General features: G+C 65.0%; 20 protein-coding genes. 11 read left to right on the plus strand and 9 right to left on the minus strand.

Annotation, left to right across the window (positions count from 1 at the left end):
• The first annotated feature begins 58 nt into the window (after positions 1–58).
• The 3 genes from KUV74_RS04965 (at position 59) to KUV74_RS04975 (ending at position 3,052) form a co-directional block, all read left to right on the plus strand.
• Complete coding sequence (locus tag KUV74_RS04965) at positions 59–571, plus strand: TRAP transporter small permease subunit (RefSeq protein WP_045991387.1); 513 nt, start codon at positions 59–61, stop codon at positions 569–571.
• Positions 568–1,896, plus strand: coding sequence for a TRAP transporter large permease subunit (locus tag KUV74_RS04970; protein ID WP_045991386.1), 1,329 nt, complete (start codon positions 568–570; stop codon positions 1,894–1,896). The genes KUV74_RS04965 and KUV74_RS04970 overlap by 4 nt, the downstream gene beginning before the upstream one ends.
• A 196-nt stretch (positions 1,897–2,092) precedes the next feature.
• The gene (locus tag KUV74_RS04975; RefSeq protein WP_222515749.1) at positions 2,093–3,052 is read left to right on the plus strand and encodes an alpha/beta fold hydrolase; all 960 of its coding nucleotides are present in this window, start codon (positions 2,093–2,095) and stop codon (positions 3,050–3,052) included.
• 83 nt (positions 3,053–3,135) lie between these two features.
• Here the strand turns inward: KUV74_RS04975 and KUV74_RS04980 are convergent, their stop codons facing one another.
• From KUV74_RS04980 to KUV74_RS04990, 3 genes are read right to left on the minus strand one after another with little or no spacing between them, the layout of a single operon-like run.
• A complete protein-coding gene (locus KUV74_RS04980; protein ID WP_222515750.1) occupies positions 3,136–6,180 on the minus strand; it encodes an efflux RND transporter permease subunit in 3,045 nt (1,014 codons plus the stop codon).
• A 3-nt stretch (positions 6,181–6,183) separates the two neighbouring features.
• Positions 6,184–7,341: an efflux RND transporter periplasmic adaptor subunit gene (locus tag KUV74_RS04985; RefSeq protein ID WP_108131137.1), complete on the minus strand. Its 1,158-nt coding sequence runs from the start codon at positions 7,339–7,341 to the stop codon at positions 6,184–6,186.
• A gap of 16 nt (positions 7,342–7,357) precedes the next feature.
• Positions 7,358–7,951, minus strand: a complete 594-nt coding sequence (locus tag KUV74_RS04990; RefSeq protein WP_108448433.1) for a TetR/AcrR family transcriptional regulator — start codon at positions 7,949–7,951, stop codon at positions 7,358–7,360.
• Between the two features lie 217 nt (positions 7,952–8,168).
• On the opposite strand from KUV74_RS04990, the gene KUV74_RS04995 reads away from it, so the two are divergent.
• Positions 8,169–9,824 (plus strand): ABC transporter permease, encoded by a 1,656-nt coding sequence (locus KUV74_RS04995; protein WP_231498506.1) that lies wholly within the window; start codon positions 8,169–8,171, stop codon positions 9,822–9,824.
• An 80-nt stretch (positions 9,825–9,904) separates the two neighbouring features.
• Here KUV74_RS04995 and KUV74_RS05000 read toward each other — a convergent pair whose 3' ends face one another.
• Positions 9,905–11,050, minus strand: coding sequence for an ABC transporter ATP-binding protein (locus KUV74_RS05000; RefSeq protein WP_222515751.1), 1,146 nt, complete (start codon positions 11,048–11,050; stop codon positions 9,905–9,907).
• A 382-nt stretch (positions 11,051–11,432) separates the two neighbouring features.
• Between KUV74_RS05000 and KUV74_RS05005 the strand changes: the two genes are divergently transcribed.
• The gene (locus tag KUV74_RS05005) at positions 11,433–12,452 is read left to right on the plus strand and encodes a Fe(3+) ABC transporter substrate-binding protein (RefSeq protein WP_222515752.1); all 1,020 of its coding nucleotides are present in this window, start codon (positions 11,433–11,435) and stop codon (positions 12,450–12,452) included.
• 146 nt (positions 12,453–12,598) lie between these two features.
• Here KUV74_RS05005 and KUV74_RS05010 read toward each other — a convergent pair whose 3' ends face one another.
• Together KUV74_RS05010 and KUV74_RS05015 are read right to left on the minus strand one after the other, a co-directional pair.
• A complete protein-coding gene (locus tag KUV74_RS05010) occupies positions 12,599–13,108 on the minus strand; it encodes a hypothetical protein (RefSeq protein ID WP_146164618.1) in 510 nt (169 codons plus the stop codon).
• Positions 13,109–13,373: 265 nt separating this feature from the next.
• Positions 13,374–14,282 (minus strand): LysR family transcriptional regulator, encoded by a 909-nt coding sequence (locus tag KUV74_RS05015; protein ID WP_261395131.1) that lies wholly within the window; start codon positions 14,280–14,282, stop codon positions 13,374–13,376.
• A 202-nt stretch (positions 14,283–14,484) separates the two neighbouring features.
• Here KUV74_RS05015 and KUV74_RS05020 point away from each other — a divergent pair, with 202 nt between their 5' ends.
• The 4 genes from KUV74_RS05020 (at position 14,485) to KUV74_RS05035 (ending at position 19,151) form a co-directional block, all read left to right on the plus strand.
• A complete protein-coding gene (locus tag KUV74_RS05020; protein ID WP_108131132.1) occupies positions 14,485–15,852 on the plus strand; it encodes a uracil-xanthine permease family protein in 1,368 nt (455 codons plus the stop codon).
• On the plus strand, positions 15,849–17,303 hold the full coding sequence (locus KUV74_RS05025; protein WP_108131131.1) for an amidohydrolase family protein: 1,455 nt from the start codon (positions 15,849–15,851) through the stop codon (positions 17,301–17,303). The genes KUV74_RS05020 and KUV74_RS05025 overlap by 4 nt, the downstream gene beginning before the upstream one ends.
• Positions 17,297–18,010 carry a sulfite exporter TauE/SafE family protein gene (locus tag KUV74_RS05030; protein ID WP_197037042.1) on the plus strand — a complete coding sequence of 238 codons (714 nt, stop codon included), beginning with the start codon at positions 17,297–17,299 and terminating at the stop codon, positions 18,008–18,010. The genes KUV74_RS05025 and KUV74_RS05030 overlap by 7 nt, the downstream gene beginning before the upstream one ends.
• Before the next feature lie 73 nt (positions 18,011–18,083).
• Positions 18,084–19,151 carry a sodium:calcium antiporter gene (locus KUV74_RS05035; RefSeq protein WP_124804999.1) on the plus strand — a complete coding sequence of 356 codons (1,068 nt, stop codon included), beginning with the start codon at positions 18,084–18,086 and terminating at the stop codon, positions 19,149–19,151.
• Between the two features lie 8 nt (positions 19,152–19,159).
• Here KUV74_RS05035 and KUV74_RS05040 read toward each other — a convergent pair whose 3' ends face one another.
• Both KUV74_RS05040 and KUV74_RS05045 read right to left on the minus strand, forming a co-directional pair.
• On the minus strand, positions 19,160–19,888 hold the full coding sequence (locus tag KUV74_RS05040; protein ID WP_222515754.1) for a haloacid dehalogenase type II: 729 nt from the start codon (positions 19,886–19,888) through the stop codon (positions 19,160–19,162).
• Between the two features lie 79 nt (positions 19,889–19,967).
• On the minus strand, positions 19,968–20,849 hold the full coding sequence (locus KUV74_RS05045; protein WP_222568347.1) for a LysR family transcriptional regulator: 882 nt from the start codon (positions 20,847–20,849) through the stop codon (positions 19,968–19,970).
• 89 nt (positions 20,850–20,938) lie between these two features.
• Here KUV74_RS05045 and KUV74_RS05050 point away from each other — a divergent pair, with 89 nt between their 5' ends.
• Positions 20,939–21,685, plus strand: coding sequence for an NAD(P)H-dependent oxidoreductase (locus KUV74_RS05050; RefSeq protein WP_222515756.1), 747 nt, complete (start codon positions 20,939–20,941; stop codon positions 21,683–21,685).
• Between the two features lie 38 nt (positions 21,686–21,723).
• Here the strand turns inward: KUV74_RS05050 and polA are convergent, their stop codons facing one another.
• Positions 21,724–24,525: a DNA polymerase I gene (gene polA, locus KUV74_RS05055; RefSeq protein ID WP_222515757.1), complete on the minus strand. Its 2,802-nt coding sequence runs from the start codon at positions 24,523–24,525 to the stop codon at positions 21,724–21,726.
• A gap of 297 nt (positions 24,526–24,822) precedes the next feature.
• Between polA and KUV74_RS05060 the strand changes: the two genes are divergently transcribed.
• On the plus strand, positions 24,823–25,092 hold the full coding sequence (locus tag KUV74_RS05060) for a DUF2782 domain-containing protein (protein ID WP_222515758.1): 270 nt from the start codon (positions 24,823–24,825) through the stop codon (positions 25,090–25,092).
• Positions 25,093–25,231: the final 139 nt, after the last annotated feature.

Genomic DNA, 25,231 nt, shown 5'->3' on the forward strand with positions numbered 1-25,231 from the left:
CCGGCGGCTCTCTGCACGAGGCCGCCGGTCATCGTTGGACTTCGACGAGAACCCCACCATGAACGCCATTGCCAAGGCCATCGACTGCTTGAACGAGTGGTTCGGCCGTTTGATCGCTCCGCTGATCGCGATCATCACCCTCGTGGTGGTCTACGACATCGCGATGCGCTTCTTTATCGGACGCCCCAGCGACTGGGCCTTCGACGTCACCACCATGCTGTTCGGTACCCATTTCATGCTGATGGCCGCCTACGGGCTGCGCCATCACGCCCATGTGGAGGTGGACATCGTCAAGCAGCTGCTGTCCCGGCGCGGTCGCGCACTGATCGACCTGCTCGGCTACCTGCTGTTCTTCACCCCCTTCATCATCATGTTCATCACCTATAGCTGGCGCTTCTTCGAGCGCTCCTGGAGCCGCGCCGAGTCCACCTACGGCATCGTCTCGATCCCGGTCTACCCAGTAAAGGCCGTGCTGGTCATCGCCAGCGTGCTGATCCTTCTGCAGGCCATCGCCATCGTCATTCGCGCCATCAATGAGCTGACAGGCCAGGGCGTGGAGGAAGCCAAATGAGCGCTGAACTTCTGACCATCTTCATGTTTGCAGGCCTGATGCTGGGGCTGTTCATGGGCCATCCGCTGGCCTTCGTGCTGGGCGGTGTCGCGGTACTCGGCGCCTGGTTCGGCCCCGGTCCCCAGGTGCTCGGCATCATCATCAACAACATCTATGGGCGCGCCATGGACAATTATGTCCTGGTGGCGATCCCGCTGTTTATTCTAATGGCGCGCTTTCTCAACGACTCGGGCGTCACCGAGAAGATGTTCGAGAGCATGCGCCTGTTGCTCGGACGCGTGCGCGGCGGCCTGGCGCTGACCGTAGTCATCGTCTCGGTGCTGCTGGCGGCCACCACCGGCATCGTCGGCGCCTCCATCGCGGTGATGGGCCTGATCGCGCTGGCACCGATGCTCAAGTACGGCTACAACAAGGGCCTGTCCGCCGGCGTCATCATGGCCAGCGGCTGTCTCGGCATCCTGATTCCGCCAAGCATCATGCTGATCCTGATGGCCAGCTACTCGCCGGTGTCGGTGGGCGCGCTGTTCGCCGGCGCCCTGGTGCCGGGTCTGCTGCTGGGCTCGATGTACGCGCTCTACGTGCTGGTGATCTGCCTGATCAAGCCCGACTTCGGCCCTCCTGTAGGCGCCGAGGAGCGTGCCGAGACGAGCACTGGAGAGCTGGTGATCCGCTTGTGCAAGTACGTACTGCCGCCGATGAGCCTGATCCTCGGGGTGCTGGGCGCCCTGTTCACCGGTATCGCCACGGCCACCGAGGCCTCGGCCATCGGCGTGACCCTGGCCTTCCTGCTGTTCCTGATCTTCGGTGATCGCAAGCTGTCGACCTGCTACAACACCTTCATCGAGGCCGGCAAGACCACCACCATGGTGATGTTCGTGCTGGTGGGGGCGACCGCCTTCACCGGGGTGTTCTCCATCGGCGGCGGCATGGACGTGATCAGCGAACTGGTGCTGGCGATGCCCGGTGGCACCACCGGCGCACTGATCCTGATGTTCCTGCTGGTATTCGTGCTGGGCATGTTCCTCGACTGGACCGGCATCGTGCTGCTGAGCTTCCCGATCATGCTGCCGATCATCGAGACCATGGGCGTCGACATGCTGTGGTTCGTGGTGATGGTGGCGGTGGTATTGCAGACCTCCTTCCTGACCCCGCCCTTCGGCTATGCACTGTTCTACCTGAAGGGCGTGGCGCCACCGGAGGTCGAGACCCTCGACCTGTACAAGGCGGTGATCCCGTTCTGCGCGCTGATCTTGATTGCCTGCGTGCTGATGTCCTACTTCCCCGCCCTGGTCACAGGCCTGCCCTCGATGCTGCTGGGCTACTGACCCTCAGGGTAGCCTCCAGCACAACCACACAGCCCCCGCTTCGCGGGGGCTACTCGTTCAGGACGACGATTTTGACAGTGCGTTTCCGGCATATTCTTCGACTTTTCACCCCCTCGCGCTCCTGATTAGGTAAAGCCTCGACGCCGTTCCTGCATCGTATTAAGAGTTCTTAGACACTCTGTGCAAGGACAGCATCATGGCCAACGTGACCCGCTTCACCCTCTCCGCCTCCGATGCCTATCCGCTCGGCGCCAGCCACTTCGAGGCCACACAGCCGCTGCGTGGGGTGGTGATCATTCACTCCGCCTCGGCGGTGTCACAACGCCTTTGTCAGGCCTTCGCACTGTTCCTGGCCGAGCAAGGCTTCCACGTGCTGAGCTACGACTACCGCGGCATCGGGCGGTCGCGACCGGAGCATCTCGAGAAACTGGGGGTGCGCATGCAGGACTGGGCCGAGCTAGACGCCGACAGCGTGACCCAGTGGGCTCGCCAGCACTGGCCGGACTTGCCGCTGCTTGCCATCGGTCACAGCTTCGGTGGCCATGCCATCGGCCTGGGCGACGCCAGTCGACACTTGAGCGGCGCGGTGCTGATCGCCTGCAATGCCAGCTGTCTGCGCTTCATCTCATCTCCCTGGCTGCGGCTGCGCGCCTGGATGCTGCTCAAGCTGATATTTCCCTTGCTGTCCCGCCTCAATGGCTATGTGCCCTGCCGACGGCTCGGTATCAGCGAGGACGTGCCGGAGGGGGTGGCCCGCCAGTGCAGCCGCTGGACCAGCCTGCCGCGCTACTTCTTCGACGACCCGGAACTCAACGCCGAAGTGCGATTCGCCCGCGTGGCGTTACCTCTGCTGGTGGTGGGGCTCGACGACGACCCCTACGCCAGCAGCGACAGCATCGACCTGCTGGCAGGCTACTTCACCGGGGCTTCGATCAAGCGCCTGCAGCTGTCTCCCAGGGTAATGGGCAGTGGTGTGCTGGGGCACCTGGAAGGATTTCGCCGCCGCCACCGTGACACCCTGTGGCCGCTGGTTTCTTCCTGGCTGGTGGAGCGGGCCCCGTCGACGCAGCCAGATGGCGTGTCAGCCGCCCCCTGGTCCCCCATCGCCGACGAGGCTGGCCCCCATGGGGCCAGCGTTCAGGGAGCAGGCGGCTAGGCAGCGGCGGTTGGAATGTCGCGCCAGAATCAGCCGGCGCGCACTCGCACCATGGTGCGGGTGGCTAGGCAGCGGCGGCAGGATCAGCCAGCGCGAATTCGCATCAAGGTGCAATACGCCACCGGCAGGATCACCAGGGTCAACAGGGTGGCGACGCCCAGACCGAACACGATGACCACCGCCATGGAGGCGAAGAAGGCATCGGTGAACAGCGGCAGCATCCCCAGCATGGTGGTCACGGCGGCCATGGTCACCGGCCGCACACGACTGACCGCGGCCTGGATCACGGCGTCGTGGGCATTGTCCTGCTGGCCACGCTGCACGTTGATCTCTTCCATCAGCACGATGGCGTTCTTCAGCACCATGCCGATCAGGCTCAAGGTGCCGAGCAGCGCCATGAAGGTGAAGGGCGCCCCGAGCAACGCCAGGCCACCGATGATACCGATCAGCATCAGCGGCACGATCGACCAGATCGCCAGCGCCTGGCGCAGCCGGCCAAACAGCAGCACGGTGATGATGAACATGCCGAGCAGGCCCATGGGCAGCGATGACAGCAGCGCCTTCTGAGCGTCGCTGGCGGTTTCGTACTCACCGCCCCATTCGATGGCATAGCCCGGCGGCAGCTCGATGGCCTCGACCTGGGGACGCAGCCGCGCCAGCACGCTGGCAGCGGTCTCACCGGACAGCGGCATCGGCTCGGCGTACACCGCCAGCATGCGACGCCGGTCACGACGCTTGATCAGCGGATCACGCAGCTCGGTGTGCAGCTCGCCGAGCACGTTGCCGGCGCTGAGATAACGTCCCTGCTCTTCACTCCAGACGTTGACCGCGCTGAGGTTGTCGATGTCGTGGCGCTGGTCCTCCCGGGAGCGCATCACGATCGGAATCAGCTCGCTGCCTTCGCGGTAGACGCCGACCTGCTCGCCGTCATTGTTGAGCCTGAGCGCCTGGTGCAAGGCGTCCCGGGTGACTCCGACGCGACGTGCCTGTTGCTCGAGGAACTCGGGCACGATGACGCTCTCGCGATTGCTCCAGGACAGCCGGATGCTGTCGGTCATCGGCTCGTCCTGGAAGATGCCACGCACCTCGGCGCCCAGGCGGTGCAGGGTCTCGGGATCGTCACCGTAGATGCGCGCCTCGATGCTGGCCTTGGCCGAGGGGCCGACCTGCAACGCCTGGACCTTGTACTGGACCCGGGGGAAGTCCTCGCGCAGGGTCTCGATCACCTCTTTCATGCGGGCTTCCCGGGACGCGCGGTCCTCGGTCTCGACGATCAGCTGACCAAAACTCGCATAGCGGTCCTCGGGGGCATAGGTCAGGGTGAAGCGCTGTGCGCCGCCACCGATCACGCTGGTCACCCGGGTCACGTCCTGCATCTCCAGCACCTGCGTCTCGAGGCGCGCGATGGTGCGCTCGGTCTCCAGCACGTCGGTGCCCTCCGGCAACCACACATCGGCAAAGAACAGCGGTGTGGTGGCGTCGGGAAAGAAGGCGTTCTTGACCTGCCCCGACAGCGACAAGGCACCGGCCAGCAGCGCCACCGCCAGCACCAATGTCAGGTAGCGGAATCGAACCCCCAGCACCAGCAGGCGGCGAAACACCCGGAACAGCAGGCCACGATAGGGATCGCTATCCCCCTCCTCGCCCGCTTCGATGCGTTCCTTGAAGAACAGATCGAAGAAGAAGGGGGTCAGGGTCAGGGCGGTGATCCAGCTCAGGAACAGCGAATAGCACAATACCCAGAACAGTGACCCGACGAACTCGCCGGTAGCGTCCGGCGACAGCCCGATGGGAGCAAAGGCGGTGATCGCGATGACCGTGGCACCCAGCAGCGGCAGGCGATTCTGACCGACCACCTCCAGCGCCGCCTGGCGCTTGGTCTTGCCCCGGGCAAGGCCGATCATCATGCCCTCGGTGACCACGATGGCGTTGTCCACCAGCATGCCGAGGGCAATGATCAAGGCGCCCAGCGAGATCTTCTGCAGCTGGATGCCGTGGATCGACATCATGATGAAGGTGCCGAGGATGGTCAGCAGCAGGATCAGGCCCATCAGCAGCCCGCTACGCACCCCCATGAACAGCAACAGCACCAGTATGACGATGCCGACCGCCTCGGCCAGGTTGATCAGAAAGCCGTTGACCGCGTCCTCCACCACCTCGGGCTGGTGGTAGACGGTGGCCAGTTCCATGCCCAGCGGCATGCGCTGTTCGAGCTCGGAAAGCCGCTTCTCGACCCGTTCGCCGACCTCCACCACGTTGACGCCGGAACCAAACGAGATGCCGATGGACAGCGCGGACTGCCCCCCTGCGTGGTAGAGCAACTGGGGCGTATCGGTGGTCTGGCGAGTGACCTCGGCGATATCGCCAAGGCGGATCAGGCCGTCACCGGGACGGCCCACCACCAGCCGCTCGAGCGACTCGACGCTGTCGAACTCGCCGGTGGGCTGCACCGACAGCGACAGGCCATCGAGCTTGATATGGCCCGCGTCGCCCACCACGTTCTGGGCGTTGAGCAGGTCACTCAACTGCTGTGGCGAGATCCCCAGCGCGCGCATCCGGTCACGGTCCAGCGACACCACCACCTGGTCCTGCACGGTGCCGGCGATGGCGACCTTCTTGACCCCGTCGACCAGGCGCAGCTCCCGCTGCAGCAGGTCGGCGTGGTCTTCCAGGTCCTGCTGGCTGTAGTCCTCGCCGGTCAGGGTCAACAGCAGGCCGAAGACGTCACCGAAGTCATCGTTGACGATGGAGGTCCCGGCGCCAGGGGGCAGCTCGGCCTGGACGTCGCTGATCTTGCGCCGCAGCAGGTCCCAGTACTGGGCAAGTTCGTGCTCGCGCACCGTGTTCTCGAGCTCCACGGTGATCTGCGACAGGCCGTCGGCGTTGACCGAGCTGACCCGCTTCAGGTCGGGCATCTGCTGGATCGCCTTCTCCAGGCGCAGGGTGACCTCCTCTTCTACCTGTTCTGGCGTGGCGCCGGGGTACTGGGTCGAAATGATGGCGTTGCGGATGGTGAACTCGGGAAACTCCAGCTGCCCGAGCCCGAAGAAAGACACCACCCCGCCAACGGCCAGCAGCAGGGTGATCATCCAGCTGATGACCTTCTGGCGCAGAAAGTAGTCGACCATCGATCAGAGCCCCTCTTCCTTGATCCAGGGTCGTACCCTGCGTCCTTCCTGCATGCGTTCGGCACCGGCGGCGACCAGCCGGTCGCCGGCCTCGAGCTCGCCCTCGATCAGCATCCCCTGAGTGGTGATACGCCCCGGCACGACCGGCACCGCCTCGACACGTCCAGGGCCGTCGGCGCGGGACTCGTCGTCGGGCACGAAGCGCCACACCACCGCCTGGTCAGGCTGCGATTCCCGCGTGGCCACCGCCGCCACCGGCACCCGCCAGGGATCCTGGCTATCACCGGTCAGGGCGCTCATGTCCAGCAGCACCGTGGCGCTCATGCCCGACAGCACCGTGATGTCGTCGGGTTCAGGCAGGGTCAGGGTGACCTCATAGCTCAGCGACCCCTGGCTGACGCTGCTGTCGTGCTCCTTGTAGCGGGCCGGGTAGCGCTGCTGCTGGTTCTCGGCGAAGGTCACCCAGACCACCGCATCCTCGCCGTCCTGCACCGCCTGGGCGCGCTCGTCATTGATCCGGCGGACCTGCTGCTCCGGCAGCTGGAAGGTCACGTCGATGGATCCCGGCTGCTGCAGCTCGGCGATGGTCTGCTGGGCACCGACCACCTGATAGTTGTCCACCGGGACCGACGCAATCACGCCGCTGAAGGGCGCGCTGAGCTCGGTGTAGCTGAGCTGGTCCTGGGCCTGCTTGAGCTGGGCCTGGGCCGACAGAAACTCGGCACGCGCCTCGTCGAAGCGGGACCGACTGATGGCACCACGCTCCAGCGAGATACGCATACGCTCGTAGGTCGCCTCGGCCAGGTTGTAGCTCGAACGGGCGTTGGCCAGCTGGCTCTTGGCATCACGATCATCGAGGCGGGCGATAAGGTCCCCCGCTTCCACCTCATCCCCCGGCTGCACGGCCAGCTCGCGCAGTTCCCCACCGACCCGGAACGACAGCTCCGAACGCTCCGAGGCCTGCACCTGGCCGGGATAACGCATCAACATGCCCTGGCGCCCGGCGTCCAGCGACACCAGCTTCACCGGGTGTACCTGCTGCTGGGACAAGGGCGGCTGGTCGGATTCACAGCCGGCGACAAGCGCCACGACGGCAAGCAGACTGAACCTGGCCAGCAGGCGCTCAAGGCGCGACGTCGGAGGAAACGTAGAGAAGGTCATGGGGGCTCCTGAGGCGTCAGGGACGCGAGTTGTCGTGGCGAACGGCAATGGCGTCCCAGGCCATCGCAAAGGCCTGGTCGATATTGGTGTGGGTGGGCTCGAACGGGTGGCTCCCCTGGCTCTGCACCAGGTGGTAGATCGGGCGGAACATGAAGCTTTCCAGCAGCGCAAGCCCAACCGGCTTGAGCACGCCATCCCGATGCCCCTGGGCGATGGCATCGAGCAAGGGCGCCAGGCGCAGATCGTTGCGCTCGCGGACCCGATCATTCATCCATACCGAATGGCTGAAGGCGTCGTGGAAGCGAAACAGGCGCGGCTGGTCGAGGGCCAGATGAAACAGCGCATGCCACATCTCGCGCAGCGCCTGGCGCAGCTCGAGTGCCGCATCGAAGGCCTCCAGGGCGGTATCGATCAGCTGGTCACAGACGTGCACAAAGGTCGCCTCCAGCAGGGCGTCCTTGTCGGCAAAGTGGATATAGAGGGTGGCGGGCGACACCCTGGCGCGACGCGCGATACGGGCCACCGAGGCCACGCCGAAGCCGTGCTCGGTGACCTCGACCAGGGTCGCCTCGAGCAGTGCCACCCGCTTGGTGTCGTCGCGTGGGCGCATGACATTTACCCTCTTTTGAGATGCCTCTTAAAATAAATGAATAGTTATTCACTTTCAAAGCCCGCCGAGCCAAGGTCTCACTTCCGTTTGGTGCGCGTCTCCATGCCTCCCCTTGATGGCCAACTGCAGCCGCCGGCACGGACTGGTATGATCTGGCCTCCCGTCCGTCAGCGGTGCCCGCAGCAGGAGTCCGTCCGTGTCCAGCAGTACTCATTCCGTGGCCAAGGTTCGTTCCCGGCGGCTTTCGCGCTGGGGCTGGTTGACGCTGGCGGTCGCCGCGGTGGTGGCACTGCCGGTGCTGGTGATCCTGGCCCATATTCTGGTGCCCGCCGGCGATATCTGGCGTCACCTGGCCGACACTGTGCTGACGCGTTATCTGCTCAACACCCTGTTCCTGGTACTCAGCGTCGGCCTTGGCACCCTGGCCATCGGTACCGGCTGCGCCTGGCTGGTAGTGATGTGCCGTTTTCCCGGCAAGCGCCTGTTCGAATGGGCCATGCTGCTGCCGTTGGCGGTACCCACCTACGTCATCGCCTACGCCTACACCGACTTTCTGCAGTACGCAGGGCCGGTGCAGGAGGCCCTGCGCGAAGCCTTCGGCTGGTCCCGCGGGGACTACTGGTTTCCCGACATCCGCTCGTTACCGGGTGCCGCCACCCTGATCACCCTGGTGCTCTACCCCTACGTGTACATGCTGGCCAGGGCGGCCTTCCTCGAGCAGTCGGTGTGCATGCTCGACGTGGGACGCACCCTGGGCCGCGGCCCCTGGCAGATGTTTACCCAGGTGGCGGTACCGCTGGCGCGACCGGCGCTGGTGGGGGGCGTGTCGCTGGCCTTGATGGAAACCCTCAACGAGTTCGGCGCGGTGCAGTACTTCGGCGTGGATACCTTCACCACCGGCATCTATCGCACCTGGTTCGGACTTGGCGAACAGGTCGCCGCCGCCCAGCTGGCGGCGTGCCTGCTGGCCTTCGTGATCCTGTTCGTGCTGCTGGAGCGCTGGTCCCGGGGCAAGCGCCGCTTCCACCACACCTCTCACCGCTACCAGCAACTACCGGAGTACCGTCTAAGCGGTGCACGCGCCTGGGCGGCCACCCTGGCCTGCGCGCTGCCGGTGACGGTGGGCTTCCTGTTGCCCTGCCTGCTGCTGGGGTACATGGCGCTGAAGGCCGGAGACAGCGTGCTGGGCAGCGCCTTTTTCGAGTACGCCGGCAACAGCCTGCTGCTGGCAGCCGTCGCCGCCCTGATCGCGGTGGGGCTGGCGGTGGTGCTGAGCTATGGCGCCCGACTCGAACAGGGCCCGCTGACCCGCACGGCCACGCGGGTGGCCTCGCTGGGCTACGCGATTCCGGGGTCGGTGGTGGCGGTAGGCATCCTGATCCCCTTCGCCTGGGTCGACGTCCAGCTCAACCAGCTGTACAAGGCCGCCACCGGGGAGGTGATCGGCCTGATCCTCAGCGGTACCGCCTTTATCCTGATCTATGCCTATGTGGTGCGTTTTCTCGCGGTGTCGTTCAACGCCGTGGAAGCGAGCCTGGGCAAGGTCACCCCGTCGATGGACGCGGCCGCCCGCACCCTCGGCGAGACCGCCACCGGCACCCTGCGCAAGGTGCATACGCCGATCATGCGCGGCAGCCTGCTGGCCGCCGGGATCCTGGTCTTCGTCGACGTGATGAAGGAGCTGCCGGCCACCATCATCCTGCGCCCGTTCAACTTCGACACCCTGGCGGTACGAGCCCACAACCTGGCCGCTGACGAACGCCTGGCCGAGGCCTCGACAGCGTCCCTGGCCATCGTTGCCGTGGGGATCATTCCGGTGGTGCTGCTGAGCCTGGCGATGCGCCGCTCGCGCCCGGGCCAGGCCAGCGACTGACGCTGGCCCCTGCTGGATACGACTGGATACGACCCGATACGAATAGTGCCCCCCCCCCTGGTGCGCCAGGGCCAGGGGCCCTAGACGGCCTCGACGCCGGACGCCTCGGCGGGGAACACGAATACCTGGGCCGGGTCGAGACTGACCTGCACGGCCTGGCCTTCCCTCGGCAGAAAGACCCCGGGTACCCGGGCGTGCATGTGGGCCTCCTGGCCATCGATACCGTGCACGCAGAGGTGCAGCAGACTGCAACGCCCCAGCAGTCGTGCCATCAGCACGTGGCTGTGGTGGGCGTGCTGGCCGGCGCTCTCGATCTCCACCACCCTGAGCGCCTCCGGGCGCATCAGCACCTGGGCGCGGGCGCCGTCAGGCAGGTCGGTGGCGACGGGCCCCACCGCGGTATGCACATAGCCGCGCTCGGCGACGCCTTCCAGGCGATTGACGTCCCCGAAGAAGGTCACCACGAAGGGGTCGGCCGGCGCGCAGTAGAGCTCTTCCGGCGTGCCTACCTGCACCACCCGACCATCGCGCATCAGCACGATGCGATCGGCCATGAACATCGCCTCTTCGGGGTCATGGGTCACCAGCAGAGTGCCAGCGCCCACCTGCTTGAGCACGTGCAGGGTGTCATCGCGGATACGGTCCCTGAGACGCGCGTCGAGGCTCGAGAAAGGCTCGTCCAGCAGCATCAATTGCGGCGAGGGCGCCAGAGCCCTGGCCAGGGCCACCCGCTGCTGCTGGCCACCGGACAGGGTGTGCGGGAAGGCCTCGGAGTAGCCGTCCATGCCCAGCTGTGCCAGCAGCTCCAGGGCACGTTCACGGCGCGCCCGCGCCGGCATCCCCTTGAGCCCGAAGGTCACGTTGTCGAGCACGCTCAAGTGGGGAAACAGTGCCGATTCCTGGAAGGCCAGCCCCACGCTGCGCTTCTCCGGCGGCACGTGAGGACGCCCCGGTGCGGCCAGGGTCTGGCCGTCGAACTTGAGCTCCCCCTGCTGCAACGCCTCGAGTCCGGCGACGATGCGCAGCAGCGTCGTCTTGCCACAGCCCGACGGCCCGAGCAGGCACACCACCTCGCCCGGCGCGATGTCGAAGGAGGCGTCGCTGACGGCAAGCTTGCTGTCGTATCGATGCTGGATATTGCGCACAGCCAGCAGAGGATCGGCGACAACGCCTTCCTCGAAGGTCTGCTCGGAAACGGTGGCGGAGCTGGCAAGGTGTGAGGTCATGGAGGGGATCGCGTGTCGAAGGTCGGATGGACGACGGCGAAAGCCGATGGATTGGCCATGGTAACGCGAATCCTTTCGACACGCCTTCTCCTTTGCCTGTGCGATATCTCCCGCTCCAACAGGTCAGCCTCGCAGTTCTGCCGGCTCCCGAAGCAGCGGGTGCCAGGGGGCGCAGCGCCAGGCTGGAGCGCCCGATGGTCGGAGGTATCCGCCCCCGACGCAGCCCCCATCAGTACATCGATCGTGCCCCCTCCACTATGCCGAGAGAAGCACCCTACATCAGCCCAAGGAGGCACAGTGATTGACGCCGTGCCCGGGAGGTCGTTCAATACGGACACCGAATGACACGTATTATCATTCCATCCGCCACTCGAGGTCTCCGATGTCCAACGTCTCTCGTCTTGCCATCGCCATCGCCCTGGCCGGCGCTTCCGGTCTCGCCTACGCCGACGGCAGCGTCAATGTGTACTCGGCACGTCACTACGACTCCGACCAGGCCATGTACGACGCCTTCACCGAACAGACCGGCATCGAGGTCAACGTGCTGCAGGGCGATTCCGACCAGCTCATCCAGCGCATCAAGCGCGAGGGCGAGGCCAGCCCCGCCGACATCATGATGACCGTGGACGCCGGCCGCCTGTGGCGCGCCGAGGAGGAAGGCATCTTCGCGCAGGTGGACTCCGAGGTGCTCAACGAGCGCCTGCCCGAGAGCATGCGCCACCCCGAAGGCGACTGGTTCGGCTTCAGCCAGCGCGTGCGGGCGATCTTCTACAACCCCGAGACCATCGAGCCCGAGCAGGTCGACAGCTACGAGAAGCTGGCGGACCCCAGCCTCAAGGGCAAGATCTGCATCCGTTCCTCCAACAACATCTACAACCAGTCACTGCTGGCCTCGATGGTCGAGCACCACGGTGAAGAAGGTGCCGAAGAGTGGGCCCAGGGCGTGGTCGACAACATGGCTCGCGACCCCGAGGGTGGCGACCGCGACCAGATCAAGGGCGTGGCCAGCGGCGAGTGCGACGTGGCGGTGGCCAACCACTACTACTACGTGCGTCTGCTGACCTCCGACGACGCCGACGAGCGCGAGGCCGCCGAGAGCGTGCAGATCCTGTTCCCCAACCAGGAGGACCGTGGTGCCCACGTCAACGTCGGTGGTGCCGGCCTGGTCAAGGGTGCACCTAACCACGACAACGCCGTCGCCTTCCTCGAGTTCCTGGCCTCCGACGAAGCTCAGGAACTGTTCGCCGTGGGCAACCACGAATTCCCGGTGGTCGAGGGTGTCGCCGTGGACGAGGTACTCGGCTCCTGGGGCGAGTTCAAGAAGGACGAAGTCAACGTCAGCGTGCTGGGCGAGAACAACCCGGAAGCGGTCAAGATCTTCGATCGCGTCGGCTGGCGTTAAGCCCGTCCACGCCAGGCCCTCGCCGCTGACGAGGGCCTGCGCAAGAAGCACAAACGCCAAGGCCACAACGACAGGGCCCGTGCCGATCGGCACGGGCCCTGTCGTTAGTGCAGCCAATGGACCCGTCATGGGCCCAACAGCGGCAGTCAGCCGTCGGTGGACTCCAGACGCAGATCATCCGGATGCTGCCACACATCCAGGCTGCCCATACGGCGGCCGCGGTCGTTGAGGAAGGTTTCCAGCGTCACGGTGGTGTCGCTGCCGGCCCGGGAGAAGACCAGACGATCGGACGTCTCGCGGGTGGAGGTCCAGTCACTGCCCAGGCACTGGCCAAGGGCCTCACCACCGGCCACCAGGGCACCACGTGGGTCGTCACTGTCCATCCGTCCGAAACAGGAGTAGTGATCCGGGCGCTGCGCCGAGGTGATCAGACAGGAGTCGTGGAAGGCCTGGACATCGGTTTCCCAGCTGCGGGTCAGCCGAGTGTCGTCGAAGCGTCCCTTGATGTCGGTGAAATCATTGTCGGCACTGGCCACGGCCTGATTGAGGGCGTCGCAGTCGAACATCTCGGCCGCCGTCTGCGGTTGTGAGGTCGACGCACAGCCAGCCAGTGTCAGCATGGCCACAGCGGCCCATCCCATCTTTCCCCGTGTCATATCCTTGTCTCCGGCAGTGAGGCCGTGGCAACCACGACCAGATAAGCAATCCATGACCGACACCATAGCACCCGCAGTGCCATCTCGGCAGTCTGAAGACCTACTTCGCGTGACGCGAGTGACTAGGCGCTGTCCGAAAAGTCGACGAGCGAAGGTTAGACAAGGCAAAAATCGGTGAGAAAGCGCAGTTTACGGGGTGTAAATGAGCATTTTGATCCGATTTTTAACGCCGTATTACCGAGCGCAGGCACTTTTCAGACAAGCCCTAGACGGTGGTGGCGACATCCAGTTCCTTCAGCGCCTCATCCAGCATTTCGGCGAATACGGCGATGGCCAGAGGCAGCGGACGATCCTTGGCCACACACATTTCCAACTGTGCCGCAGCGATACCGCGATCCCGCAAAGGCACAAAGACAAGCTCCCCCTCGGCCAGTTCACGTGTCACATCCAGCGGATTGAGAAACGCCACCCCCACGCCCTCTCTGGCGAGCGACTTCATGCTCAGGATGCGGCCACACGCGGCAACGGCGGAGAGCCGCACGTCCTGAGTGGACAGCGCGCGTTCCAGAGTAGAGCCACGAAACATTGCCTGGTCCGGCAAGATCACCGGGACGTTCTCGAAATCCTTGAGGCGCAGCTCGCACGCCCTGGCCAGAGCGTGCCACGGCGCCATGACCGCCCCGAAACGCAATTCGAGCCGTCGCAGGGTACGCAGGCGGGGATTGGACGGCGGATTGATGCAAAGTCCGATGTCAGCCTCTCCCGACAGGATAGCGTCGATGATGGGGTCGGTAAGATCGGTGGACAGGTCGAAACGCACACGAGGATAGCGCTCCATGAAGCGCCGAATGGTCACCGGCAGCAGGCGGTCGGTCACTGACTCCACCGACGCGACCCGCACCTCGCTGGTACCGGTGCCACGGATATCGTCCAGCACCCCCAGCAGCTGACGTTCGTCCCGCTGCCACTGTCGCACCTGATAGACCAGCAGCTCGCCCGCCGAGGACAGACGCAGGCCGCGGGGAAGCCGCTCAAACAGCGGTACGCCAAGCTCGTCCTCCAGCTTGAGGATCTGGCGATTGACCGCCGATGCTGCCACATGGAGCTGGTCTGCGGCCCTGCGGATCGACCCTTGTCGGGCAACCTCATCGAAATAGCGTAGCGCGGTGGTCATCAAGGGCACGCGGTGTCTCCTGATTCGTCAGACCATGGCTGGCTCACTAATCGTTGCCATTTCGGCAACACATCTCACGAAAAACGATGATAGACGCGCACACTGACTCAGCGCTAGCTTTCACCTGAAACCCGCTGAAGAAACGCGGTTCGGCATACACCTGGACGCACACTCTTGAACGACAACAACAATGAGGCCACCCATGTCTTCTCCTCTTCACACCGATTCCGTCGATCCGGTGGATGAACGGCTGCCACTGAAGGCCGCCATCCTCTACGGCTTGCAGCACGTACTGGTGATGGCAGCCGCACCGATCACGGCGGTCTTCCTGGTCGGCCAGGCGCTGGGCTTCGGGCCTGACGTCACGGTACCGCTGATGAGCGCCACCTTCCTCGCCTGTGGCCTCGGCACCCTGCTGCAATCCATCGGGGTTCTGGGCTTCGGCGCGAGACTCCCGTTCGTGCAGGTCCCTGGCGGTGCCCCCATCGTCATCTTTCTGGCGATCGCCCAGGCCACCGATATCCAGACCGCCACCGGTGCGGTGATTCTGACCGCCTTGTTCTACTTCCTGGCACTGCCCTTCTTCACCCGAGTTCTCCGCTTCTTTCCGCCCATCGTGATCGGCACCATGCTGCTGCTGGTGGCCATCAACCTGGTCAAGATCTTCGGTGGCCTCATCGCCGGGCGCCCTGACAGCCCCGACTTCGCTGCCCCTTCGACCATTCTGCTGGCGCTGGCCACCATCGCCTGCATCGTCGTGAGTGCCAGAGTGTTTACCGGCGCCCTGCGTCGCATCTCGGTGATGATCGGGCTTGTCATGGGTGCGCTGATCGCGGCAGCCTTCGGTCACCTCAGCGTGGCGGGCATCCTCGATGGCCCCTTGATCGCCCTGCCCCAGCTCTTTCCTTTCGGCATGCCCAAGTTCGACCTGCTGGCGTCGCTGCCGCTGATCATCTTCAGCGTAGTGTCGATGACCGAGGCCACCGGCCAGACCATGGCCACCGCCGAGATCGTCGGCAAGCGAGGCGACGCCAAGGCCCTGGTTCCCAGAAACATTCGCGCCGACGCCCTGGGCTCGCTGTTCGGCGGCTGCCTCGGCACCTCGCTGATCATCACCAGCGGCGAGAATATCGGCATCATCCGGGCCACTGGCGTGCGCTCGCGCTATGTCACCATCGCCGCCGGCTGTCTGCTGATCCTGCTGGCCATGCTGGCACCTCTGGGCCGACTGGCCGCCACCCTGCCGACACCGGTGGTAGCCGGCACCGCCGTCATCGTCTTCGCCATCATCGGGGTCATGGGCATCAATATCCTGCGCCGCGTCGACTTCAATGAGCACGGCAACCTCTTCACGCTGGCCTCGGCGCTGGCCATGGGTCTGCTGCCGATCGTTGTACCGGGCTTCTACTCTGCCTTCCCGACCCACCTGCAGATCATCCTGGGTAATGGACTGGCCATGGGCACCCTCACCGCGGTGATCGTCAACCTGGCCTTCTACCACCTGGGCAGCGGCAACAGCGCCCGAGAGACCCAGCCCACCCACACCGAAGCTCCGGAGACAGATTCATGACGCTCGATCAGCAACTGCGCCAGCGACTCTCGGCCAGCGAGCTGCTGCTGTGCCCTGGCGAACTGCTTGCGAATGGAAGCATTCAGCGTGACATGGGAGTCGTGACGAGCGCCGGGCGCTTCATCGATATCGGACCCAAGGAAGCCCTGGTCGCCCGTCATCCGACGCTGCCCCCGATCGACCTGCCGGGACACCTGATGATGCCGGGGTTCGTCGACAGCCACCATCATCTGACCCAGTCACTGGGCAAGTCGCTGGTGTTCGGAGAACCCTCCGAAATCTTTCGACGCATCTGGGTGCCTCTGGAATCCAGCCTGGACGAGCGACTGCTTCACTTGTCGTCCAAACTGGCGGCGCTCGAGGCCTTGCGCGGAGGCTTTACCACTGCGGTGGACGCGGGCACCCGCAGTGCGGGGGAAATCGGCGCACTCGCCAAGGCGGCCGAAGAGAGCGGGCTTCGCTGCGTGCTCGGCATGATCTGCAATGATCGGGGCGGTAGCGCTTCGCCCCAGCAACGCAACGCCATTCTCGACCGTGCAGTGGCCCACCTGGCTGACTACCGCGACCACGCGTTGATCCATCCATCCCTGGCAATTTCCATTCCCGAAGCGGCCAGCGACGATATGCTCAATGACGTCGCCACGCTATGCCGCGACAAGGGAGCGATCTTCCAGAGCCACGTCAATGAGCACCTCCAGGCGGTCGAACGTTCTCTGGTAACGCGCTCACAGCGGCCGCTGGAGCATCTGCACGCGGTGGGCGCACTCGGCCCACAGACTCTGATCGCCCACGCCACCCTGGTCACGCCAGACGAACTCAATCTGCTGCGAGATACCGATACCGCGGTGGCCTTCAATCCGGTCGCCAGCAGCTGGAAAGGCAACGCGGTGGCGCCCGCCCTGCAGATGGCGGCGCTTGGCATCCGTTTCGGGCTCGGTACAGACGGTACCCGCAGTGATGGCTTTCGCCTGATGGATGCGGCCGAGACCAGCCAGCGAATGGCCTTCGGTCTGGCTACCGGCGACAGCTCCTGTGGCGGTGGCTGGCGCTGGCTGGAGCACGCTACCCAGGGCAGCGCCGAGTGCTGCGGGCTTGGCAGCATCACCGGCGACATCACTGTGGACAAAGCCGCCGACTTCCTGCTGGTGGACCTCGAGGTGCCTGAGATGACGCCTTCCTGGGACCGGCCCTGGGAACTTGTGCGCTACGGCAATCGGGATCAGATCGAAGCCGTGTTCACCGCTGGCCGACTGAGACTGTGGCAAGGCTGGCCAGTGGACTGGGACGCACGGGCACTGCTTGCTGAAGTCCGCGAGGTGGCTCCCGCCGCCATCAACAAGGCACCGATCCAGCGGGTCCATCCGACCTCCGAGGTGCATCGCGAGCGCCATGGAAAAGCTGGTGAAGCGACGCCCTCAAGGCAGCGAGGCAATGGGGAGCCCCGATGCTGACGACCACTACCTATGCGATCGCCGCCGTAGCCACCCTGCTGGCGTCCTTCGTCCAGGGAGCCATCGGTATCGGTTTCGCGCTGATTGTGGCCCCGGTGCTGGGAATTCTGGCACCGACTCTGCTGCCGGTGGCACTGCTGGTCCTGATGCTTCCGCTGAATCTGCTGGTGGCGCTGCGCGAGCGCGAGGCCATCGATTGGCGCGGCAGCGCCTGGATCAGCGCTGGACGATTGCCAGGCACCCTGGCCGGGCTCGCGGTGTTGATGGTGCTGAGCACTCAGGGGCTCAACCAGTTGATCGGAGCGTCCACCGTGCTCGCGGTGCTGGTCGCCCTGTTTGCTCCGGTGTTTCGACCGGGCACCGGCGCCTGCCTCACGGTGGGTGCCATCACCGGCGTCACCGAAACCGCCACCGGGGTCGGTGGCCCTCCCCTGGCCCTGCTCTACCAGCATCGACCGGGTCCCGAGCTACGCTCCACCATTGCCTGCTGCTTCGTGGTCGGCGAGGTACTGTCACTGTTGATTCTCGCCATGGCAGGTGCCGTGCAACAGACACAGCTGTGGTGGGCGCTCGCTCTTCTTCCCCCTCTGCTGATCGGAACCGTCTTGAGCCGAATCATGCACCAGCGTCTGGATGCGAAGCGCCTGCGTCAGGGCGTCCTGTTGTTTGCGCTGCTCTCCGGGCTGTTCCTGATGGTGCCGCGATAGCCAGCGTCTGTCTTTTGCGCGAGCGATCAGGAAGGCTAAGCTGACAGGGCCACTTCTCGCTCAAGGATAGGGAATGTCCGCCATCTTGCTCTGGACGCTGGTCGCCATCATCGCCACCGCCATCATCTGGAAGGGCAGCGGTCTGCTCGAACGCTCGAGCCAGCGCCTGTCGGCCTACTACCGGCTGCCGGAAATCGTTCAGGGCGCCATCGTGGTGGCGGTGGGCTCGAGCTTCCCGGAGCTGTCCACCACCGTCATCTCGACCCTGGTCCACGGCGAGTTCGAGCTCGGTGTGGCGGCCATCGTCGGCTCGGCGCTGTTCAATATCCTGGTGATTCCCGGGCTCAGCGGGCTGGCCTCGAAGTCACCGCTTCAGGCCAATCGCGACCTGGTCTACAAGGAAGCCCAGTTCTACATGATCGCGGTGGCGGTGCTGACCCTGACCTTCGCCTTCGCCGCCATCTACCATCCGGTGGAGACCTCGCCCCAGGGCGGCAGCATCCAGGGCGAGATGACCCGCTGGCTGGCCTTGATGCCGGTAGCCCTGTACGGGCTCTACCTATTTGTGCAGTACCAGGACACTCTGGATCATGAATCCGACGAGGACGTCAGCGACATCCGCCCGGGACGAGAGTGGGGACGACTGGCGCTGTCGCTGGTGGTCATCGTGGTCGGCGTCGAGGGGCTGGTGCGCGCGGCGATCAACTTCGGCGAGATCTTCGGCACCCCGAGTTTCCTGTGGGGCATCACCGTGGTCGCGGCCGGCACCTCGATTCCCGATGCCTTCGTCTCCATCCGCGCGGCACGCCAGGGACGCGGCGTCACCAGCATCGCCAATGTGCTAGGCAGCAACACCTTCGACCTGCTGGTGTGCATCCCGGCAGGCGTGCTGATCGCCGGTACCGCGGTGATCGACTTCTCGCTGGCGGCGCCGATGATGGCCGCGCTGACCTTCGCCACGGTGCTGCTGTTTCTGATGATGCGCACCCACATGATCCTGTCGCGGCGCGAGTCGATCTGTCTGCTGGTGGTCTACGCGGCCTTCGTGGTGTGGGTCTCGCTCGAGTCCTTCGGCACCATCGACCTGGTGCCGCACCTGCCCCCATCGGGCGCAGTCAGCGCCCACGCCACGACTGGATAGCGATGACACTAGGCGCCCAGACGATCGGCCAGATCGATCAACGAGGTGCAGTGGAGATCGTTGTCGGGTGAGCCATCCACCGCCTTGGGGGCGTCTTCGCCGAACTCATGGGGACGCTCGATGTAGGCGGTCTTGAGGCCGCAGCGGCGGGCGGCGTCGAGGTCGTCCTGGTGGGCGGCCACCAGCATCACCTCCTCGGGGGCCACCTCGAAGACCTCGGCCACTCCCAGGTAAGTGTCGGGATGGGGCTTGTAGGCGCGAAAGACCTCGGCGGACAGGATCAGGTCCCAGGGCAGGCCGGCGTGCTTGGCCATATTGGCGAGCAGCCCCAGGTTGCCATTGGACAGGGTGCACAGGGTATAGCCGCGCTTGAGCCGTGACAGCCCCTCGACGCTGTCGGGCCAGGGCGCCAGACGATGCCAGGCGCGGTTGAGATGGGCCCTGCCCACCTCGTCCAGTGCCAGCCCGTGGCGATCGAGCAGCTCATCGAGAATCATCCGATGCAAGTCGTCGATACGTGTCCAGCCAAGCTCGCCGGACATCACCCTGTCCATGGCCGGCCGATAGCCCGCGCGCCAGGCTCTGGCGAAGTCCGCGGGCGTCATCGATGCCGATGCAGCAGGCGACGTGAGCAAACCCAACGCCTCGACCTCCCGGGCGATGCTCCCGTGCCAGTCGACCACAGTGCCGAAGATATCGAAGGCGAGTATCTGCGGGCGTACCGGTGCTGTCGTCATGGTCGCTCTCCTTGTTTCGCGGCCGGTGGGTCTTGTCCAAAGTCGTAGCGGTACCCTACGGCGGGTACCAAGGCTTGGCCTAGCGCTTTGGGTCTGCCGCCCCGGGCGCCAACCTCGCCCTGAGCGACTCGGCAAGAAAGTCGAGAAACAGGCGTATACGCACGACCTGACGCATGTCCTGGTGGGCCAACAGCCACAGGTCCACCGCCAATGCCTCCAACTCATCTCCTACCTGTTTCAAGCCGACATCAGCATCGCCCAGATAACGAGGAAGCACCACCGCCCCCAAGCCACGCCTGGCGGCCTGCTGCCGCCCCAGCAGGCTATCGCAACGGAAGCGGACCATGGCTCGTTCGACCTTGTCTTCCATCCAAGCCGCCAGCGCCGCATCGTCGGGGCGCTGTCCCTGATCGATCCAGGCGGTAATATCTCCCGGCTCGGAGATCTCGCCATCGCGAGCCACGTAGATCGCCTGGCGGATCGAACCGACTCGCCGACCGACCAACGTCTCGGGTGGCTGGTTGGAGGGCCGAATCGCCACCTCGGCGTCGCGAGCGGCCAGATCATAGAGGGCATTGGAGACCGAGACATCAAGCACGATGGCGGGATGGCGTTGCTGGAACGCCTCGAATACCGGCATCAACAGCCCCTGCAGCAAGGAGTCTGTCAGGGTGACGCGAATGACGCCCTCCAGCCGTTGATCCCGCCCCTGGATGCGGCGCGTCACCCCTTCTACCTCCTGGTGCACGCGTGCTGCCGCCTGCGCCATCTCTTCCCCTGCCAAGGTGGGCTGGTAACCACCGGGTGAGCGCTCGAACAACAGCACCCCCAGGCGCCGCTCGATGTTTCGCAGGCGCCGAAACACGGTGGCGTGGCTGACGCCAAGCTGGCGTGCCGCCCCTGAGAGAGAGCCCGAGCGCGAAATCTCGAGCACCGTCCTCAAGTCGTCCCAACTGTTCATTTTTGCAAAGCCTGCCGACAAGAATAGGGAATTTCGTTGCACAAGTGTAAGGCATAGCCTGAACCACACCCACCGCAACGGAGTCGACCATGAATGTCCTGATCGTTCACTGTCACCCTGAACCCCAATCCCTGAACGGCGCCTTGACCGCCATCACCGCCGACACTCTGATCTCCCAGGGCCATAGGGTGGTCATCAGCGACCTGTACGCTGAAGGCTTCGATGCCATTGAACACCCTCGCCACTATCGCAATCGCCAGGATTCGCAGGTATTTAACGCACTGACGGAGCAACGCCACGCCTTCGAAGGCGGACAACTTCCCGACGACGTGGCAAGAGAAATCCAACGGCTGGAACAGGCAGAGCTGGTGATTTTTCAGTTTCCACTGTGGTGGCATGGACCACCGGCCATGCTCAAGGGCTGGTTCGATCGCGTGATGGTGTACGGAGGGATGTACTCTGGAAGTCGCCGCTATGATCACGGGCGACTCAAGGGCAAACGCGCTATCTGCGCGGTGACGACGGGATCGCCGGCGGAAGCCTTCGAGCCCGCCGGCAGAGCGGGAGACATTGTTCGGCTGATGTACCCCTTCCACTGTTCCCTGTATTACCTGGGCCTCGAAGTGCTGCCACCACAGCTCGCCTTCGGCATCCAGGGCGGCGGCCTCGCCTATCAGGAGGAGACCGCATTCTGCCGGCACCTCGAAAGCACCAAGGCCGACTGGCGGGCCAGGCTCAAGGGCCTGGAAGGGGAGTCGACGATCCCCTTCTCAGGGTGGGATGACTGGAACGAGCAAGGTCGGCTGGGCCTGCGTCATCCTCTGCGATGGCGATAGAAGCTCCGACTCGGCGCTCCAGCATCCGCGGCAACGCCTCAGTGCGCTTCATCCCAGTTGTCACCGCACTCGGCCTCGACGATCAGCGGCACGTCGAGGCTGGCGGCGTTCTGCATGCGCGTCTTGACCTCTTCCATGAAGGCCTCGGCCTGGTCCTCTCTGACCTCGAACACCAGTTCGTCATGGACCTGCATCACCATCCAGGCGTCGAAGCCGTCGCTGCCGGCCTGGTCTGCGAGCCAGGCGTCCATATCGATCATCGCGCGCTTGATGATGTCCGCCGCGGTGCCCTGCATCGGTGCGTTGATGGCGGTGCGCTCGGCGCCCTGGCGCCGGGCACGGTTCTGGGAGTGGATCTCCGGCAGGTAGAGCCGGCGTCCGAACACGGTTTCGACGTAGCCGTCTTCGGCGGCCTGGGCGCGGATGCGCTCCATATAGCGGGCGACCCCGGGATAGCGATCGAAGTAGCGGTCGATGTAGGTCTTGGCCTGGCTCTGCTCGATATGCAGCTGGCGGCCCAGGCCCCAGGCGCTCATGCCGTAGATCAGGCCGAAGTTGATCGCCTTGGCGCTGCGCCGCTGCTCGCCGTTGACCTTGTCCAGGGCCACCCCGAACACCTCGGCGGCGGTGGCGGCGTGGATGTCCTTGTCCTCGGCGAAGGCTGACAACAGGCCCTTGTCGCCGGACAGGTGAGCCATGATGCGCAGCTCGATCTGGGAGTAGTCCGCCGCCACGATGCGATAGCCCGGTCGTGCCACGAAGGCCTGGCGGATGCGCCGTCCCTCGTCGGTGCGAATCGGAATATTCTGCAGGTTGGGGTCGGAAGACGACAGCCGCCCGGTGGCGGTCACCGCCTGGTGGTAGCTGGTGTGAACCCGGCCGGTGGCCTTGTTGACCAGCTTCGGCAGCTTGTCGGTGTAGGTCGAGCGCAGCTTGGACAGGCCGCGATGCTCGATGATCACCTTGGGCAGCGGGTAGTCCAGCGCCAGCTCCTCGAGCACCGCCTCGGCGGTGGAGGGCGCGCCCTTGGGGGTCTTCTTGATCACCGGGATGCCCTGCTCCTCGAACAGGATCTGGCCGAGCTGCTTGGGCGAGCCCAGGTTGAACTCGCGCCCGGCAAGCTCATAGGCGCGGGCCTCGAGCTCGCGAATGCGCTCCCCCAGCTCCCGGCTCTGGGTGTGCAGTAGCTCCGCGTCCAGCGCCACGCCGTTGCGCTCCATGCGCGACAGTACCCGCACCAGCGGGCGTTCGAGCTCGTCGAGGACCTCGGCCAGCCGACCGGTGTCGTCCACTCGCGGGCGCAGCGTCTGGTGCAGCCGCAGGGTGATGTCGACGTCCTCGCAGGCGTAGGGCGCGGCCTGTTCCAGGGCGATCTGGTTGAAGGTCAGCTGCTTGGCGCCCTTGCCGGCGATGTCCTCGAACTTGACGGTGCCCTCGCCCAGGTACTTGAGCGCCAGCGAGTCCATGTCGTGGCGGGTGGCGGTGGAGTCGAGCACATAGGACTCGAGCATGGTGTCCACCAGGGGCCCCTTGACCGGGATGTCGTAGCGCGCCAGCACCGAGATATCGTACTTGAGATTCTGGCCGATCTTGGCGATCGCCTCGTCGGCCAGGAGCGGCGCCAGCGCCTCGAGCACCGCCTTGCGATCGAGCTGGGCCGGGGCATCGAGATAGTCGTGGCCCAGCGGAATGTAGGCCGCCTCGCCGGGCGTCAGGCACAGGCCGACACCGACGATGTCGGCCTCCATGTAGTTGAGGCTGGTGGTCTCCAGATCGAAGCAGAAGGCCTCGGCAGCGGCCAGTCGCTCAAGCCAGGCGTCCAGCTCGGCCTGTTCGAGGATCACCGTATCCTGGCGCTCGCTGGAAGGCGTCGCCTGGGCCTTGTTCTTGTTATCGCCTTCGCCTCCGTTGTCCCCCTCGGGGGTGTCGGAACCACCGGCGACATCATCGACGCCTTCATCCTGGCCTGCCAGCAGCTCCGACAGCCAGTTCTTGAACTCCAGGCGTTGATACAGCGTCTTCAGCGCCTCGCGATCCGGCGCGGCGATGGCCAGATCATCGAGGCCGAGCTCCAGCTCGCAGTCGGTCTTGATGGTCGCCAGTTCGTAGGACAGGTAGGCCTTGTCGCGGTGCTCCTCGAGCTTCTTCGGCAGCGTCTTGGCGCCACGAAACGACAGCGTCTTGACCTTGTCGAGATCGCCGTAGATGACGTCGAGCCCGCCTTCCATGCCCTGCAGCAGGCCGATGGCGGTCTTCTCGCCCACTCCGGGGACTCCGGGGATGTTGTCGACCTTGTCACCCATCAGCGCCAGGTAGTCGATGATCAGCTCCGGCGGCAGGCCGAACTTGTCCTTGACCCCGTCCACGTCGAGGGTCTCGCCCTTCATGGTGTTGACCAGGGTGATATGGCCATTGACCAGCTGGGCCATGTCCTTGTCACCGGTGGAAATCACCGCGTCGCGACCGGCGTCGGTGGCCATCTTCGCCAGGGTGCCGATGACGTCGTCGGCCTCGACCCCCTCGATGCACAGCAGTGGCAGGCCGAGCGCACGCACGCACTCGTGCAGCGGCTTCACCTGAGCGCGCAGGTCGTCGGGCATCGGTGGCCGCTGGGCCTTGTACTGGTCGTAGAGCTCGTCGCGGAAGGTCTTGCCCGGGGCGTCGAAGATCACCGCCATGGGACTGTCCGGGTAGTCCTTGATCAGCCGCTTGAGCATGTTGATCACGCCCTTGATGGCGCCGGTGGGCTGACCCTCGGAGGTGGTCAGCGGCGGCAGAGCGTGGAAGGCACGGTACAGATAGGAAGAACCGTCGACGAGAACGATGGGGATTGAGGCCATGGATCGGCGTCCCTGTAAGGATAAATGACTACGATGCCACCCATGATACGCATCCCTATCGTCTTTTGCCGGACGCTTTTGCGACCCTCGACGCGGTCACGGCCATCGCCCTGTCCTTGCGTCAGCCCCTGGCCCGCCCCACGCCCGCCCCCTGTGCCGGCCATCAGGCGTCGACCTGGGGCATCGACCTTGTTCCTTTACTTTGCGAGGGGAACCTGTGCCGACGTATCATGGTCTGATCGAACAGTGTTCCCTTTGCTTTGCCAACCGCTCATTCTCCCATCCTGGAGACCCACCATGACGATCACCCGCATTGCGAGCGCCCTCCTGCTGTCGCTGGCCCTGCTGGCCGCCGCCGCGCCGGTGCTCGCCCAGGCGCAACCCGACATCAGCGTCCGCCAGGAAGCCAACCAGACGCTGCGCGAGTACCGCGTCAACGGCAAGCTGTACGCCATCAAGGTCGAGCCCAAGGATGGCAGCGCCTACTTCCTGGTCGACCGTAACGGCGACGGCAACTTCGAGCGCCAGGGCGGCGACAACGTCGATATCCCCGGCTGGGTCCGCTGACCCAAGGCCGCTGCCTGGGCGGCGCGCCCGCCGCTGCGTCACCTAGCTGTTGATGCCCGTCTGGCAAGCGGCGCGAAAGCCCGCTGAGACCACTCCCGTAGATCACGTGCAACTCGGTGCCAAGTCGCTACAATAGGCG

Origin of the sequence: Halomonas sp. DP1Y21-3, assembly GCF_019801245.1 — a bacterium.
Taxonomy (GTDB): Bacteria; Pseudomonadota; Gammaproteobacteria; order Pseudomonadales; family Halomonadaceae; genus Halomonas; species Halomonas litopenaei.